The organism is Terribacillus halophilus (assembly GCF_900101385.1).
Taxonomy (GTDB): domain Bacteria; phylum Bacillota; class Bacilli; order Bacillales; family Amphibacillaceae; genus Terribacillus; species Terribacillus halophilus.
Window position 1 is genome coordinate 177,159 of sequence record NZ_FMZB01000004.1, and the last position, 15,560, is coordinate 192,718.

At 40.8% G+C, this 15,560-nt stretch carries 17 protein-coding genes and 2 riboswitches; of the genes, 15 read left to right on the forward strand and 2 right to left on the reverse strand.

The annotated features are described in order from the left end of the window. Window positions 1-903 precede the first annotated feature (903 nt). From BLQ53_RS09070 to BLQ53_RS09105, 8 genes are all read left to right on the forward strand, one after another. The gene (locus BLQ53_RS09070; protein WP_093726992.1) at window positions 904-1,356 is read left to right on the forward strand and encodes a MarR family winged helix-turn-helix transcriptional regulator; all 453 of its coding nucleotides are present in this window, start codon (window positions 904-906) and stop codon (window positions 1,354-1,356) included. Window positions 1,357-1,377: 21 nt separating this feature from the next. Continuing rightward, window positions 1,378-1,893 carry a spermidine/spermine N(1)-acetyltransferase gene (gene paiA, locus BLQ53_RS09075; RefSeq protein ID WP_093726993.1) on the forward strand — a complete coding sequence of 172 codons (516 nt, stop codon included), beginning with the start codon at window positions 1,378-1,380 and terminating at the stop codon, window positions 1,891-1,893. A gap of 456 nt (window positions 1,894-2,349) precedes the next feature. Beyond that, window positions 2,350-3,153 carry an HAD family hydrolase gene (locus BLQ53_RS09080; RefSeq protein ID WP_093726994.1) on the forward strand — a complete coding sequence of 268 codons (804 nt, stop codon included), beginning with the start codon at window positions 2,350-2,352 and terminating at the stop codon, window positions 3,151-3,153. 57 nt (window positions 3,154-3,210) lie between these two features. Then, window positions 3,211-3,591, forward strand: a complete 381-nt coding sequence (locus BLQ53_RS09085; protein WP_093727102.1) for a VOC family protein — start codon at window positions 3,211-3,213, stop codon at window positions 3,589-3,591. A gap of 12 nt (window positions 3,592-3,603) precedes the next feature. Beyond that, window positions 3,604-4,161 (forward strand): maltose acetyltransferase domain-containing protein, encoded by a 558-nt coding sequence (locus BLQ53_RS09090; RefSeq protein WP_093726995.1) that lies wholly within the window; start codon window positions 3,604-3,606, stop codon window positions 4,159-4,161. A 15-nt stretch (window positions 4,162-4,176) separates the two neighbouring features. Beyond that, window positions 4,177-5,184, forward strand: coding sequence for an ROK family transcriptional regulator (locus tag BLQ53_RS09095; protein ID WP_093726996.1), 1,008 nt, complete (start codon window positions 4,177-4,179; stop codon window positions 5,182-5,184). Between the two features lie 90 nt (window positions 5,185-5,274). Next, window positions 5,275-5,478, forward strand: coding sequence for a TM2 domain-containing protein (locus BLQ53_RS09100; protein WP_093726997.1), 204 nt, complete (start codon window positions 5,275-5,277; stop codon window positions 5,476-5,478). A 95-nt stretch (window positions 5,479-5,573) separates the two neighbouring features. Further along, a complete protein-coding gene (locus BLQ53_RS09105) occupies window positions 5,574-6,032 on the forward strand; it encodes a DUF4306 domain-containing protein (protein WP_170829634.1) in 459 nt (152 codons plus the stop codon). 120 nt (window positions 6,033-6,152) lie between these two features. Here the strand turns inward: BLQ53_RS09105 and BLQ53_RS09110 are convergent, their stop codons facing one another. Continuing rightward, on the reverse strand, window positions 6,153-7,307 hold the full coding sequence (locus BLQ53_RS09110) for an acyl-CoA dehydrogenase family protein (protein ID WP_093726999.1): 1,155 nt from the start codon (window positions 7,305-7,307) through the stop codon (window positions 6,153-6,155). 67 nt (window positions 7,308-7,374) lie between these two features. Further along, window positions 7,375-7,480: riboswitch (SAM riboswitch) on the reverse strand. A gap of 126 nt (window positions 7,481-7,606) precedes the next feature. Then, a riboswitch (SAM riboswitch) is annotated at window positions 7,607-7,709 on the forward strand. Between the two features lie 89 nt (window positions 7,710-7,798). Here BLQ53_RS09110 and BLQ53_RS09115 point away from each other — a divergent pair. From BLQ53_RS09115 to BLQ53_RS09145, 7 genes are all read left to right on the forward strand, one after another. Continuing rightward, window positions 7,799-9,202, forward strand: coding sequence for an LLM class flavin-dependent oxidoreductase (locus BLQ53_RS09115; protein ID WP_093727000.1), 1,404 nt, complete (start codon window positions 7,799-7,801; stop codon window positions 9,200-9,202). Then, window positions 9,199-10,230 carry a methionine ABC transporter ATP-binding protein gene (locus BLQ53_RS09120; protein ID WP_093727001.1) on the forward strand — a complete coding sequence of 344 codons (1,032 nt, stop codon included), beginning with the start codon at window positions 9,199-9,201 and terminating at the stop codon, window positions 10,228-10,230. The genes BLQ53_RS09115 and BLQ53_RS09120 overlap by 4 nt, the downstream gene beginning before the upstream one ends. Beyond that, window positions 10,199-10,861, forward strand: coding sequence for a methionine ABC transporter permease (locus tag BLQ53_RS09125; protein ID WP_425288291.1), 663 nt, complete (start codon window positions 10,199-10,201; stop codon window positions 10,859-10,861). The genes BLQ53_RS09120 and BLQ53_RS09125 overlap by 32 nt, the downstream gene beginning before the upstream one ends. A gap of 19 nt (window positions 10,862-10,880) precedes the next feature. Beyond that, a complete protein-coding gene (locus BLQ53_RS09130; RefSeq protein WP_093727003.1) occupies window positions 10,881-11,696 on the forward strand; it encodes a MetQ/NlpA family ABC transporter substrate-binding protein in 816 nt (271 codons plus the stop codon). A 95-nt stretch (window positions 11,697-11,791) separates the two neighbouring features. After that, the gene (locus BLQ53_RS09135; protein ID WP_425288294.1) at window positions 11,792-12,694 is read left to right on the forward strand and encodes a macrolide 2'-phosphotransferase; all 903 of its coding nucleotides are present in this window, start codon (window positions 11,792-11,794) and stop codon (window positions 12,692-12,694) included. A 110-nt stretch (window positions 12,695-12,804) separates the two neighbouring features. After that, complete coding sequence (locus BLQ53_RS09140; RefSeq protein ID WP_093727005.1) at window positions 12,805-13,227, forward strand: MarR family winged helix-turn-helix transcriptional regulator; 423 nt, start codon at window positions 12,805-12,807, stop codon at window positions 13,225-13,227. Window positions 13,228-13,357: 130 nt separating this feature from the next. Beyond that, complete coding sequence (locus BLQ53_RS09145; protein ID WP_093727006.1) at window positions 13,358-14,380, forward strand: NADH:flavin oxidoreductase/NADH oxidase; 1,023 nt, start codon at window positions 13,358-13,360, stop codon at window positions 14,378-14,380. Window positions 14,381-14,466: 86 nt separating this feature from the next. Here BLQ53_RS09145 and BLQ53_RS09150 read toward each other — a convergent pair whose 3' ends face one another. After that, window positions 14,467-15,411, reverse strand: coding sequence for a nucleotidyltransferase (locus BLQ53_RS09150; protein ID WP_244499308.1), 945 nt, complete (start codon window positions 15,409-15,411; stop codon window positions 14,467-14,469). Between the last annotated feature and the right edge of the window lie 149 nt (window positions 15,412-15,560).

Genomic DNA, 15,560 nt, shown 5'->3' on the forward strand with positions numbered 1-15,560 from the left:
GGAAAGCGGTAGGAGCAAGCTTGAGTTAGAGAGATTTTGAAGAAGAATCTCATTGAACAGTTGGTACGGAAAAACCCCTTAGCATGAAAAGGGTTTAATACTACTTAATTTTATTAACTAACTCTTTAGCCTGGACAATATCAAGTCCGATTAATTGTTGAGTTTGGCGGCCGAATTAGATGACAAACTTGCGAATGGTTAATTGAAACAGGAAAAGTTACTCAATGGCTAAAGTTCAATGAGTGTACGAGGAATCTAATAGAAATAAGGATAACAAATACTATTATACTGAGAACCGAAATTGCATTGGAAGGTGTTAGTATACTAGCTGCCATACATAAAGAGCTAATACGAATAATGTTGTAAACAAGGGGCTAACTGGTATAAGACAGCTAGTACAGATAGCAATGCCATTGGAAATCGGCTTCAGTGTCAATACTATCCAATCGCTGCTCTCCGCGAGTTGTGGTTAACCGGGCATTTTAGAATAAAAAAATATCCTCCATTTTATTCACACGAAAATGGAGGAGTTATTTTTTATATTGCATTGCTTTTTTTAATAATATGATGTCTTGGTTAATATTTTTTTTGATATGGTCACTTGGGCATCTTTCAAAATCACGCATCAATCGGACTAGCTCCCTATAAATTAATTTCTTTTCATTTAAGCGCACTTCTACTATCCCCCTAACTATACTTGTATCCCCTGTTAGTATGAAGTTAAACCTTTTTATTCCTAAGGATTCATTTTACATTTTTTTTCATGTTTATATACTTTTACGCTCATATACTAGTTCAATAGACATCTACACCGATGCATATGTTTACTTGTAATTTTGTTGCAAATACAACAAAAATGCATTACTATTACATCCTACACACAAATCAAAAAGAGGTGGCTATATGAAAGAAATCCTACGGGAAATCGGGATGATTGCCAGGGCCTTAGATTCTATCAGCAATATAGAATTTAAAGAATTTGACCTTGCCAAGGGGCAATATTTATATCTTGTGCGCGTAGTTGAGAATCCAGGAATCATCCAAGAGAAGTTGGCCGAAATGATCAAAGTGGATAGAACAACCGCAGCGCGTGCCATAAAGAAACTTGAAATCAATGGCTTTATTGAAAAGCGGAATGATAAGCAGAACCAGAAGATCAAAAAACTATTCCCGACAGAGAAAGGGAAAGAGGTTTATCATTCGATTATCAAAGAAAATGATCATTCCAATATGGTTGCACTAGCTGGATTTTCTGAAAGTGAAATAGAAACTATCTATCATCTTTTGCAAAGAGTGAGAAAGAACGTGGAAATAGACTGGGAATACGTTAAAAAAGGAAATACGCGAGACTATTGAATCATAAAGGAGTTACTGTAAATGACGATAAATATAAGAAAATGCTGCCTTGAAGATGTATTGATGCTGCAGGAGATTAGTATCGAAACATTCCACGATACATTTAAAGATCAGAATTCTCCTGAGAATATGAAAGCCTACTTGGACAAGGCGTTTAACATCAATCAGTTGGAAAAAGAATTATCCAATAGCTTATCGGGGTTCTATTTCATCTATAAGGATGAAGAACTTGCTGGTTACCTTAAAGTAAACACAGGCGATGCCCAGTCCGAAAAAAAGGATGACGAGTCCTTTGAAATTGAAAGAATTTATGTAAGAACAATATTTCAAAAACAGGGGATAGGTAGATACCTGATGAACAAGGCGATAGATCTAGCAACTGGGCTGGGAAAAAAGACCATTTGGCTAGGGGTATGGGAAAAGAACCTAAATGCAATCGCTTTTTATAACAAAAATGGATTTGTTAAAACTGGTGCGCATTCTTTTTATATGGGGGACGAACAACAAACGGATTTCATACTGACTAAAACGCTTTGATGTGAGCAAGTACAGTAAGTACCATACAAATTCGAACACTGAAAAAAGCATGCCGCAACGCATGCTTTTTTATAAAAAGGAATTTAGAACAGAAGATGGAACAAATATCCCTTGAATGAAGTTGATTCAGAAGCGATTGTTGGTTCGAGTGGATTTTATATAATTTTCAGCGTCGATTTTCGCTTTTTGCGTGACGGCTGTAGAAATTTCGTCAGGAGAATGAAACAGGTCTTTAGGCGTTGTGATGGTTATAACGACTACAATAAGCAAACCAAATAAAAGCAATAACATCTTACGTCTCCTTTGTTTTTTCATTATTCTCATTATAAATATGCCTTGTGTACATTATGTGTTGTTTGCCAGCAAGGATTGTAAAATAATTTTTTTATTGACATGAGATCGATTCCAGGATGTATGCTTCAGTCGTACTTACTGCAGATGAAGGAGAGAGGCAATATGTTAAAACTGGTTGTGACAGACTTGGACGGAACTTTTCTGAATAATAAAGGGAGTTTCGACAGGGAGCTATTCAGTGAAACACATAAAATGATGAAAGAAAATGGCGTTATCTTTGCTGCTTGTACAGGGAAACAGTGTGAAAGGGTGGAAGAATTATTTGAAGGTCATTCAGATATCTGGGTGTTGGGGGATAGTGCCACTCGGATCAAAAGAGATGGCGAACTGATAAGGGATTTTCCGCTCGACAAAAAATTAGGAATTGATCTTATACATCATATCCAATCATATGAGCAAGAGTTGGTTGTTATTGCTTGTACTAAAGAAGCTGCGTATGTACGGTCTGATATACCGGAAGCAGAATATAAAATTGTTCGAGGTTCTTATAAAGAATTGAGAAAAATGAATGATTTAACTGCTATTCCATCTGAACTTGTCAAAATAACCGTATATGATAAGTTGCACAGGTCGGTCAAACTAAAACAGCATTTGCTGGATCAGACATATTCTGAACCTGTCTATATGGTTGCTTCTGAGCCAGCTTGGCTTGATATTACAGCAGCAGATGTCCATAAAGGAAAAACCGTTCAAATATTACAGGAACTTGTGGGAGCGACGAAGGCAGAAACGATGTCATTTGGTGATGGGGAGAATGACGTGGAATTGATGCATATCGCAGAATATAGCTTTGCGGTTGCAAATGCGTGTGAGAATACAAAAGCAGCAGCTAGTTTCATTACGAAGGCAAATGAAGAAAATGGTGTATTGCTCACCATTCAAAAGATGATTCATTTGATGAACTAAAATTTATTTTGTATACTTATTAAACTAGTTTAATAAGTGTGGAGAGGGGTCTTGATGATGAAAATTGAACATATTGCTGTTTGGGTGAAAGATATCGAGCAGATGAGGCAGTTTTATACACATTATTTTGGTGCAAAAAGTAACGGCTTATATGTGAATGAAAAGAAAGGTTTTTCATCCTATTTCCTTACCTTTTCGAGTGGAGCACGATTGGAATTGATGAAGAAAAAGACGATCAATGGGCAATCGCTTCCTGATCATTTAGGATGGGCGCATACAGCATTTTCTGTTGGCAGTAAAGAAGCGGTTGATAGATTGACTGAAAAACTTAAGGCGGACGGTTATGCAATCAAGGGTAATCCACGCACTACAGGAGATGGCTACTATGAGAGCGTCATTGAAGACCCAGAAGGGAACACTATCGAAATCACTATATAGAGGGGATAAAACATGACGGAGAAAGAAAAAATGGCCGCAGGAGAGTTGTACCTATCTGCGGACAAAGAACTGGTACAGGACAGATTGGAAGCGCAAGAACTCCTATACCAATACAACTATACAAGAGGATATGAAAAAAAGCATCGCAAGGAAATTCTGAAGCAGCTTTTGGGAGCAGCTGACGATACAACAACCATCATGCCGAATTTCCGCTGTGATTATGGGTTTCATATTTTTGTCGGGAAGAATTTTTATGCGAATTACGATTGTGTTATGGTGGATGTATGTAAAATACGAATCGGTGATAATTGTATGCTCGGGCCGGGTGTTCACATCTATACGGCAACACACCCTTTGGAGCCGGCAGAACGTAATTCCGGATTGGAATTTGGCAAGCCGGTTACCATTGGAGATAATGTATGGATCGGCGGGCGTGCAGTGATTAATCCAGGAGTTTCCATTGGCAATAATGTCGTCATTGCCTCAGGATCTGTTGTGACGAAGAGTGTTCCTGACAATGTTGTGGTCGGTGGTAATCCTGCGCGCGTTCTAAAGCATATAGAAGTATAAGAGGAAGTGTTCACGTTGGATGATCAAATGACGATGCAGGAACAAGTGAAGATAAATATAATTAGGGGAATAAGACGTTTGCTGATGGACCATCATAGGATGTCCAAGGCAGAAATTGCCGAAGCTCTTTCGATAAGCTTTCCCACTGCAAGCAAATTTATCGAGGAGTTGGTGAACCGAGGAGAAGTACTCTCCTTGGGCCTTACACCATCGGCAGGGGGAAGGAGGGCTCGCAGCTATGCTTATAATCCGGACTTTGCCCATGCATTATTGGTTTATCTTGAAAAAAAGGAAACGAAGTATGTCATTACGAATGCATATAAGGAGAAGATCCTTGAAGATACTGCGAAGAGCTTTTTAGAGCACGATCCCTCTATTTTAGCAGAATTTTTTAAAACAAAACTGGCAGAGAACCCTTCTATAAAAACCATCGCGATTGGCATACCAGGTGCTGTTAATGGGGACGTGATAAGCTATATTCCGGATTATTCACTTTATGCAAATCAAAATATAAAAGCTATCTCGAATCTAACAGTCGATTTAACAATCGAGAACGACATGAATGCTGCAGTACTCGGATATCAAAAACGAAATGGACTATCCCATGAAGCTTCCGTTGTGTACATATATATGGGAGCGAATGGACCAGGTGCCGGTATCCTGATCAATGGGGAATTAGTAAAGGGACACACAATGTTCAGCGGGGAAATCTCATTCATTCCTTTAAATGACGATAGCAGAGTTATTACAAAAAGTGATTTTGACAAAGATGATGAAAAGTCCATCTCATTGGTCTCAAAATTGATCCAGACCATCAGTGCATTAATAAATCCTTCGCATATCGTTTTTCATCAAGCAGAAGCCAGCGAAGAATTCTTGCATAAGGCTGCTGAAAATGTAAAGAGATATTTTCCATCTGATCATATGCCTGCGTTGTACATTAGTGATTGGGATAAAGATTATAAGGAAGGGCTTTGGCAGTTGGCGAAATTAAATTTAATATGCTTGGATATGAATTCTTGACTAAGTTAAGGCTTATATAGGTGTTTGAATTTTCTGATGTTTAGTATACTAATATAGTGACTCAATAATATTTTATCTAAAGGGGTAGCCATGAAAAACAAGATTGTGGCAGGTGTGCTTGGGATTTTATTGGGCAATTTAGGGATTCATAAGTTTTATCTGGGGAACATTGGGATGGGGATTGTGTACTTGTTATTTTCATGGACAGTCATTCCGGGTATCATTGGTTTTATTGAAGGCCTTATATATTTATTTCAGTCGGATGAAGATTTCGATGCGAAGTATAACAGGTGAAACGAATAAAAAACCGGCAGCTACGACCTGGCAATTGCCGGTTTTTTGGGAGTTTTATCTATGCCTGTTAGTGCAGGAGAAATAGGAGGATTAGTGTGAAAAGGTATAATGCAATCATTTCAGCATGTTTCTTCAGTGTGTTCTTTCTTGCTTTGTCTATTTATGAAGGAAGTAATATTTTAGATGATCCGTTTGATTGGGAACGCTCCACACCTTTTACCCAGTTATTGATCGCTGACCCATCTTTCCCAACAGATATCGTTTTCTTGGATTACTTTGTATACGCTATAAAGTTCTATCCTTTTTATCCAATCCTGGCTCTTATCAGCGGAGTTATGCTATTCGTTTTATCTCTGCCGATTATTAACCGAGATAAAAATACTATAAACATCCTGCTAGTGCTGATGGGGATTTTGGGTATCAGTTTATCGGTTTCTTTCTTTTCGGCTCAAAGCTTTGGATCCGCCGTATACCGTTACTCTTTTGTAATCATGGGGCTATTCTTAACTATATACGGCGGCGTTTCAATCGCTAGAAATCGTCGTACAGCTTAATGGAAGAAGCCGCCTTAACTCATAGGGCGGCTTCTTCCTTGTTTTAAGAGAGGTCGTAAAGGGAATAAAGGACGTTTTGCTCCTATACCGATTGTGGATGCAAGAACAAAAAAATTGTTATTACTTCAGTGCATGATCAGCCAGCGTATAAACAATTGCATCATCCGTCGGAGGATTGTGCAAACCTGCCCGTACATCCCGGAAGTGTCGCTGTAAAGGATTATTAGCAGATAAACTTCTGGCGCCAACGATTCGCATGCAAAGATCAACAACATGATTCGCATTATTCGTGACTATGTGTTTTGCGGCTGCCAGATCTGGACTCATTGCGGATCTTTTTTCAGGGTAATCGATCCACTTCCTGGCGGTCGCATAAAGAACTTCCCTGGCATTGAAGAGAGCTAGTTCTATTTCACCGATTTTCCTTCTGACCTCCGGGACTTCCTTGATTGGACCAGGCAAGGAAGCAGGTCGTAATTCGGATGCAAACTGAATTGTATAATCTCTTGCAGCTGCAGCAATACCGAGATAAACAGCTGCGATTTGCAAGTACCAGCCTCTTGGAGTTACTGTACCTTTGTTTTCTTCCACAAGCAGCGCCTCTTGATCCACGAGTACATCATCCAATATGATGTCGTCACTCCTTGTGCCTCTCATCGCGATACTGTCCCAAGTTTCCTCCACAGCTACACCTTCCAAGGAATGATCTATTAAAAAGAACCCTTTGTTGCCGGAAGGATGAATCGTCGCCGTGACAATGCTATAGTCCAATGCTGCAGCTATCGAAGCAAAGGATTTGCGACCATTGATTCTCCATTTTGTTCCTTCCGAACTTGCGATAGTGGTAGGAGCCGCTCCTCTTGAAGGGCTGCCGGTAGCATTTTCCGTCTGTGCTAAATTCAGCAGGATCTTATCATGCACGATTTTATAGCTGAGATCTTGAAAGCTATGTTCATCCCACTTCCGGTTTTCGGTATTTTCCAAGATGACACCAAGTTGCCAGCCGAATGACAGGGCTGTTGCAGCATCTCCTTGGGCAAGTATTTCTTGGATCTGTAAGTACTCTGAGAGATTCAATCCTTTGCCGTCATATTCTGGAGGGACAGTCAATGACAAGAAGTTGCTTTCTTTTAAAGCTTGGAAGTTTTCGTACGGAAATTCACCGGTCGTATCAGTATGGGCGGCACGTTCTTTAAACACTGCAGCTAGTTTTATAGCTTGCTGTTTCACTTGAGCGAACAATTCAGTTTTTTCGGCAGTCTCTCGCATCTTCATTCTCCTCATCCAATAAAATTAAAAACCTCTTTCTAAGAGAAAGAGGATACGTTTATGTACATATACTTTCTCATCTCTCAGACACATCTGTCTGCTGGAATTAGCACCTTGCTTTGTTGAAGCGGTTGCTGCAGGGTCGCAGGACCAGTTCCTACCCTGACTCTAGATAAGTGATTTATTAGGTTGTCGGCATAAATATAAATCATACACAGAATGTTGTCAATTATCAAACCAGTTTCGAAAACTCGATTGACAGGTAGAGGACTGTCCTGTATATTGAGCTTTAATTCAATAAGCATTTCTTATCCAGAGAGGTGGAGGGACTGGCCCTTTGAAGCCTCGGCAACAGACTGCTGCAGTACTGTGCCAATTCCAGCAAGCTACTAGCTTGAAAGATGAGAAGAGAGTGGACGTTGTACGCCTGCGTCGACTAAGCAACCTCTTCTTATCTGAGAAGAGGTCTTTTTATTTGTTAAAACGGAGGGATAAAAGTGGGGAAGCAAATCATTTTGAATGCATTCGATATGAATAGTGCGATGCATAACTCGCATGGGTTGTGGAAGCACCCAGAGAGTAAACGGCATCGGCAGTATAAGGATTTGAATTATTGGATTGATCTGGCGAAGCTACTCGAACGCGGAAAATTCGATGCCATCTTCTTTGCCGATGTACTGGGAATATATGATGTTTACCGGAATAGTAAAGCTCCTTCGATCCGGGATGGTCTGCAGGTTCCCCTGAATGATCCAGCGCTATTGATTTCTGCGATGGCAAGTGTAACCGCGAATTTGGGTTTCGCCGTTACAGTAAGTACTACATATGAACCACCATTTGGAAATGCGCGTCGTTTTTCCACGCTGGATCATTTGACGAAGGGCAGAGTTGCTTGGAATGTTGTGACGTCATATCTTCCGAATGCTGCGCGGAATTTTGGTTTGACCGAAATGATCAAGCATGATGAGCGGTATGAGATTGCCGATGAATTCCTGGAGGTTTCTTATAAGCTATGGGAAAGCAGCTGGGAGGAGGATGCAGTGATTGAAGATCTGCAAAACCAAGTATTGGTGAATCCTGAAAAAGTACATGAAATCAATCATGAAGGCCATTACTTCCAGGTAGAGGGACCGCATTTAAGTGAGCCTTCCCCACAGCGGACACCTGTGATTTATCAAGCAGGTACATCCGAACGTGGACGGGAATTTGCTTCCAAGCATGCAGAATGTGTTTTCGTTGGAGGGCCCACGCCTGAGCGCATCCGTTATTATGCAGAGGATATAAGGGAGAGAGCTGCCAAGCATGGTCGAAATCCAGATCATATTAAGATTTTCTCTTTCCTGAGTGTCATCGTAGCGGAAACAACAGAAGAGGCACAGCAAAAGTATCAGGAATATGCAAGTCATTGGAGTCCAGATGCTGCCAAGGCGCAATTTGGCGCAAGTGGCTATGATATTTCAGAATATGAAGAGCTAGATCCTGAAGAGCCGTTTACATATGGCAAAACAACAGAAGGAGGGCATTATAAAGCAGCCTCTTTGACAAAGGATGCAGCCAAGCAGCTGACGGTAGGCGAAGCATTGAAGCGATTTGATACCCCTGACAAAAGTTTGATAGTTGGGAATCCAGAGGAAGTAGCAAATGCTATCCAGCTTCAATTCGAGGAATCAGGAGTGGACGGTTTTAATTTGAACCATCTTGTTACACCTGGAGATTTGAAAGACTTTGTTGATCTGGTTATCCCGATTCTGCAAGAACGCGGACTATATAAACAGTCCTACAAATCAGGCACATTGAGAGAAAAATTGTTTGACTATGAATCAAGCAGACTGCCATCTGGACATCCTGCAAGCAACTATCGACTGCTGAAAACACCAACAGGAGAGGGAGATGAAAGGTGATAAAACTAGAGAATATTACAAAGAAGTACACCAGCAAGGGCAAGCAGATTATTGGCGTTGACGATGTGACATTAACCGTTGAAGCTGGTGAAGTTTTTGGGATTGTTGGGTACAGCGGTGCAGGCAAGAGTACCTTGCTGCGCTGCATCAATTTATTGGAAAAACCAACGTCTGGTAAGGTCTTTGTCGACGGAGTTAATTTGCACAAGTTGTCACCTAAAGATTTGCGAAAAGCTAGACAGTCGATTGGTATGATTTTTCAAGGCTTTCATCTAGTCTCCTCAAAAACGGTATATGAGAATGTGGCATTTGCTTTACGAGCTGCAGGAGCAGATAAAAAACAAATAAAGCAGCGAGTAGATGAGCTGCTTGCCTTGGTGGGGTTAGAGGATCGAAAACATCAGTATCCAGCACAGCTTAGCGGCGGTCAGAAGCAGCGAGTCAGTATTGCGCGGGCACTTGCGAATCAGCCGAAGATTCTTTTATGCGATGAAGCTACTTCTGCCTTGGATCCTGGTACGACAAAATCAATTTTGGCTTTGCTGAAGAAAATAAATAAAGAACTGGGGCTGACAATCGTTGTCATCACGCACGAGATGGAGGTTGTAAAGGAGATTTGCAGCCGCTGTGCAGTGATGCAGGATGGGAAAGTGGTAGAGCACGGGCCAACTTATGATATTTTCTCCGATCCTGCTAATCCTCTGACACTATCGTTTATTCAAACTGTACTTAGTTTTGATCTCCCGGAAGAATTATTGGGGGAGATAAACGGAAAGCTGGTCAGGCTGCAATTCAAAGGCAACATTGCTGCCGATGCTGTTGTATCGGATATGCTACAGGCTTTTCCGATCCGCGGCAATATACTGCACGGCAAAGTAGAATACATCCAAAGCAAGCCGTTAGGAATTTTCGTGATGGAATTGAACGGAAATGAAGCAGAAGTAAATAAAGCAATTGCTTATCTGAGAGATAAAGTAAGCAAGGTGGAGGTGTTTGATGATGGATCGCGTAATCGCCATCTTGCCTGAATTGAACCAAGCATTTCTTGAAACGCTTCTAATGGTTTCCATCGCTTTGGCTGTGGCGATCTTGATTGGGCTGCCATTTGGAATCCTATTATTTGTAACAGACCGAGGCTTGTTTTTAGAAAATGTGGTGGTAAAAAGAATAGCCGGACTAATTATTAATCTCATTCGATCGGTTCCTTTTGTTATTCTGCTTGTATTCTTACTGCCTTTCACACAATTTCTGCTCAATACGACGATCGGTCCTTTAGCTGCTTCTGTATCTTTATCTGTTGCAGCTATCCCATTTTATGCAAGGATCGTAGAATCCTCAGCCAGGGATATAGACAAGGGTGTGATTGAAGCAGCAATTGCGGTAGGTGCCTCTCCGTGGATGATTATCAGAAGTATCATCCTTCCAGAAGTAAAGCCGGGCTTAATCACAGGACTAACCATTACAGCTATCAGTCTCATTGGATATTCTGCTATGGCCGGCACAATAGGCGGAGGTGGGATCGGAGATTTGGCAATACGGTATGGATACTACAGATACGATAATACAATCATGTTCACCACAGTTATCGTGCTGATTGTACTCGTTCAACTTGTTCAATACCTAGGTGATCTCGTAGCAAGAGTCGTATCAAAAAGATGAACTTTCAGGGGGAACAAATATGAAAAAAGCTATTTTAGTGTTATTTGCCGCAGTGTTTACAGCAATTTTAGCAGGCTGTGGTTCTGGAGAAAGCAGTGCGTCATCTGATAAGAAAATCGTTTTAGGCGCAACAATTCCTTACAGCGACATGCTTGAACAAGGCGTAAAACCGTATTTAGAGGATAAAGGTTATACAGTGGAAGTAAAGGAATTCAACGACTATGTGCAGCCGAATAAATCATTGGCAACTGGTTCACTGGATGCCAATCTATTTCAGCATAAAGTATATATGGACGCCTTCGCCGAAGAAAATAATATGGACCTGACTAGCATTATCACAGTTCCAACGGCACCTATCGGCATCTATTCGAACGAATTCGAAACACTTGATGAAATAGAAGACGGAAGCACAGTTGCACTGGCTAATGATCCGACTAATCTTGGCCGAGGTCTGACTGTACTAAGAGATAACGGTCTAATAGAAATCGATGAAAGTGCCGATCCATTGCGTGTAACCGAAAAAGACGTCACAAGCAATCCAAAGAATTTAAACTTCGAACCAGTTGAAGCAGCTCAGCTGCCACGAACATTAGAATCTGTTGACTTGGCAGCTATCAACGGTAACTTCGCTATATCTGCTGGAATCGATTTATCTACAGCATTAGCACTTGATGAATTGCCGGAGGACATACAGAATCGAGTTGTCGTCTCAACTGAAAACAAAGATGAACAATTTGTTCAGGATATAAAAGAAGCTGTTGAATCAGAGGGTTTTGCCAAAGTGATAGAGGAAGAATTTGCTGAATTTCATAAGCCTGCGTGGATGGGGCAATAATTTTTTAAGAGGGGGGAATTTCCCTCTCTTTTTTGTGTATGTTTAGTATAGGAAATCTCGAATACTCCGAAGTTTAGTGAAAAGTGAGAGTGATTATCTTGAATAAACTGCAAGCCGCTGAGATTGCAAAGGGTTATGGTTTGAATGTAAAAGAAGACTCGATAATATTCAATGAGTCTGGTTTGGATTTTAAGGTTGCTTACGCTGAAGATATCAAGGGGAATGAATGGGTACTGAGGTTTCCAAGACGTGATGATGTCATGAAGAGGACGATCGTAGAAAAGAAAACACTGGATATAATCAACAAATATGTTGATTTTCAATTTCCATTTTGGTCGGTCTATGAAGATGATTTAATTGCGTACAGAAAATTGGCTGGCGTTCCAGCGGGTACCATTGACCCAGAGATCCAAAACTATGTATGGGAGATGAATCATGAAAATGTACCAGAACAATTTCATCAGACATTAGCCAAAACTTTAGCTTCTCTACACACCATACCGATAGAAGAGGCATCTAAAGCAGGATTAATAGTTCATACAGCAGACGAAGCGAGGGAATCAATGATGGATCGTATGAAGAAGGTTAAAGAAAGATTTGGAGTAGGAGAATCCTTATGGAAACGTTGGCAATACTGGGTCAATAATAAGGATTTATGGCCAGAAAGAACAGGTCTCATACATGGAGATTTACATGCAGGACACACGATGATTGATAAAGACGCAAACGTAACTGGTTTGATTGACTGGACCGAAGCAAAAGTAACGGATGTAGCAAATGACTTTGTTTTCCAATATCGAATATTCGGGGAACCACAATTAGAGAAATTAATCGCCTATTACAAGCAAGCAGGAGGGATTTATTGGCCTAATATGAAAGAACACATCATTGAGCTTAATGCTGCTTATCCAGTGGCAGTTGCTGAATTTACAATCATTTCAGGGTTAGAAGAGTATGAGCAAATGGCGAGAGAAGTATTAGAAATCGCCAATTCTTAAAGTGAGACTGATATCATCTATCTATACTCGAGAAATAAATTTGAGCTCCACTTCCAATTACAGTATAGTAAAACGTATAGCAAGTGAGATACGAATAGGTGGAATTTCTTATGATGACAAACCATGCGTTCATGGATGATTGGTTGGCTTTGGATAATTTGCAATTGAAGATCAAGAAAGAACTTGAAACTGCATTGCAAAACGAATTGGGGTTATCGATAAAAGAGTTTTATGTATTGTACCATCTCTCCAAGGCTCCCGAGAAAAAGCTCCGACTGCAAAAGCTTCAGGAATTGATCGGTTTGAGCCAGAGTGCTCTGTCCAGGTTGGTTGGGAATATGGAAGCAAAAAACTGCGGCGCTTTGCAAAAACATATGTGTACGGAGGATCGCAGAGGGACATATACTCAGTTGACAGCCTTAGGGGAAGATAAATTAAATCGCGGCCTTCTTTCCTTTTATGAAGTAATAAGTAACAATTTAGCTCAGATGGATTCTGAACGAATACTAAAGCAATTACTGCAGAAACTATAAGATGCAGGGTGGTAAAAGTACCTCATAAGGTACTTTTTTGTTTATGCCTTTTATTTGACATGAGAAATGGATAACGATAAATTGAATGTATGCGTTATGCATATAAAATGTTAGCTAAGGAGTTTTTAATATGGAAAACTTGTTCAGTACATATAAAATCAAAAATCTCGAACTGAAAAACAGAGTCGTCATGCCGCCAATGTGCCAGTATTCCGTTGAAAAGAAAGACGGTATTGCCAATGAGTGGCATTATCAGCATTATGTCAGCCGAGCAGTGGGCGGAGCCGGCTTCATCATTGTGGAAATGACAGATGTAGAGCCTGATGGAAGAATCACGGATTATGACCTGGGATTGTGGTCTGATGAGCAGGTTCCCGCTCTAACTAGAATTGTGGAAGCTGTTCATAGTCATGGGGCGAAAATTGGTATTCAGATTGCACACGCTGGGCGTAAAGCAGAAGATGCAGCTGAACCGGTTGCGCCGTCTGCAATTCCATTTGACGAGAATTCCAAAACACCTAGAGCCTTGACGACAGAAGAAGTAAAAGGCATGGTCGAAAAATTCCGTTTAGCAGTTAGACGGGCCGTACAGGCAGGCTTCGATGCCATTGAAATACATGGCGCTCACGGTTACCTCATCCACCAATTCCATTCCCCGCTTACCAATAAACGGGAAGATGAGTATGGGCAGGATCTGACGAAATTTGGTCGGGAAGTCATTCAAGCAGCTAAAGCCGAAATGCCAGCAGATATGCCGTTGATTGTGCGAATTTCAGCAAAAGAATATGTCGAGGGCGGCTATGACATTAAGGAAAGTATCGAGTTTTCGAAAGCCTATAAAGAGGCAGGAGCAGACGTCTTTGACGTATCCTCTGGTGGGGAAGGACAGATTGCTGCTTGGGGAAGACCTGGTACACATGCAGCATATCAAGTGCCGCTAGCGCGTCAAATCAAGGAAGCACTCCAAGTCCCGGTTATGGCTGTCGGAAGACTGGATGATCCAATCTTGGCCAATGCCGTCATCGGAAATGAAGATGCAGATCTTGTACAAGTTGGCAGAGGTATGCTTAGAAATCCATATTGGACTTTGGAAGCCGCTAAGCAGCTAAGAAAAGAGACGAATGTACCGAAGCAGTATGAAGCTGGATTTTAAGTAACCTTATAGTGCGCCCACCTTGCAGCAGCAGGTGGGCTTTTTTAAATTACCGGAAATGGAGGAGTGGCCTCATATTTGATGTCTTACTCATTCAGATTCATTTTTCTTAACCTATCTGGATTGTGGATCATCAACCACTTTTCGGACTCCTTTACCATCCATTCACCCATTTCATTCAAAAATGAAAGTAATTGTTCCGCATCTGGGCTGGGGTTGATTGCATAATCCAGTGCCTGTCTCATATTTGGTTCTTGATCAGGAAAATGCTTGGCAAATGCTTTATATGCGGGATATAAATCTCGGGTATATTGTTTTTCTATCTCCATTATCAGGGCAAGGCCAGCCCTGATAATGATTTTCATGATCCAAATACAACAATCTAAAATATCTTCTTTATCTTCATTGCCTTGAAGGTCATGTTTTGCTGATTCGATGTATTGCTGCAGGTTTATGATATGATCATTGGCGAGCGTTCTATCAGCTCTATAAGAAGGCAAGTGATGTCCTGCATCTTTTCCGTATACACATATGCTATGTGTTTTAATCATAAAGGGAATGATGGAAAAGGTACTCGAATTACAAATTTCCTCGATGTGGTAGAAGCTCAACTCCACCCCATTCACACAACTGAAGGCTTGGTTTATTTCGTTTTCAGCTTTGTTAACCCAAGTTAAATCCAGCTCATCCATTTTATTATTCGTGATGCATAGTGTATCTAAATCAGAAACACCGACTATTCCCAAGCCACGCGGAATAGATCCCCTGATATATATACTATGAAGGTTCGGCCCTAGCTGGTCCTTATAAACTTGAACCACCCTCTTTATCAAGTCATCATATACTGGATCTATCCATTCTTTTCTTGCCTCATTGACTATGTAACCCTTGACGTCGTTTGCGCAAAAACGTCCGATTTTTTTATTTGTACCAATTAAGCATCTCCTTCGTTTAACATTCATTATTAAAGTGACGGTGTATTGAATTTGTTGCATTCTTCCTTGTTGTTTTTGCTCAGTTCCAACTAACATCTTCACAGCTTGGAGACATGGCCCTGACCAGCTCTCTTCCCAAGCACGAGAAATCCGCCATGTAATAAGTGCGGGCTGTAATTATTTAGTTCAAAATAAAAACTATGATACACTTAAAAATAAATTTGGCAACTTATGGATGCATGAAA

Excerpts from the sequence above, each read along its gene's own strand:
- BLQ53_RS09125 (WP_425288291.1), top strand. The coding sequence starts at position 10,199 with ATGATGGATCGCGTAATCGCCATCTTGCCTGAATTGAACCAAGCATTT.
- BLQ53_RS09090 (WP_093726995.1), top strand. The coding sequence starts at position 3,604 with ATGACGGAGAAAGAAAAAATGGCCGCAGGAGAGTTGTACCTATCTGCG.
- BLQ53_RS09070 (WP_093726992.1), top strand. The coding sequence starts at position 904 with ATGAAAGAAATCCTACGGGAAATCGGGATGATTGCCAGGGCCTTAGAT.
- BLQ53_RS09080 (WP_093726994.1), top strand. The coding sequence starts at position 2,350 with ATGTTAAAACTGGTTGTGACAGACTTGGACGGAACTTTTCTGAATAAT.
- BLQ53_RS09150 (WP_244499308.1), bottom strand. The coding sequence starts at position 15,411 with ATGTTAGTTGGAACTGAGCAAAAACAACAAGGAAGAATGCAACAAATT.
- paiA (WP_093726993.1), top strand. The coding sequence starts at position 1,378 with ATGACGATAAATATAAGAAAATGCTGCCTTGAAGATGTATTGATGCTG.
- BLQ53_RS09145 (WP_093727006.1), top strand. The coding sequence starts at position 13,358 with ATGGAAAACTTGTTCAGTACATATAAAATCAAAAATCTCGAACTGAAA.
- BLQ53_RS09140 (WP_093727005.1), top strand. The coding sequence starts at position 12,805 with ATGATGACAAACCATGCGTTCATGGATGATTGGTTGGCTTTGGATAAT.
- BLQ53_RS09085 (WP_093727102.1), top strand. The coding sequence starts at position 3,211 with ATGAAAATTGAACATATTGCTGTTTGGGTGAAAGATATCGAGCAGATG.
- BLQ53_RS09110 (WP_093726999.1), bottom strand. The coding sequence starts at position 7,307 with ATGAAGATGCGAGAGACTGCCGAAAAAACTGAATTGTTCGCTCAAGTG.
- BLQ53_RS09130 (WP_093727003.1), top strand. The coding sequence starts at position 10,881 with ATGAAAAAAGCTATTTTAGTGTTATTTGCCGCAGTGTTTACAGCAATT.
- BLQ53_RS09100 (WP_093726997.1), top strand. The coding sequence starts at position 5,275 with ATGAAAAACAAGATTGTGGCAGGTGTGCTTGGGATTTTATTGGGCAAT.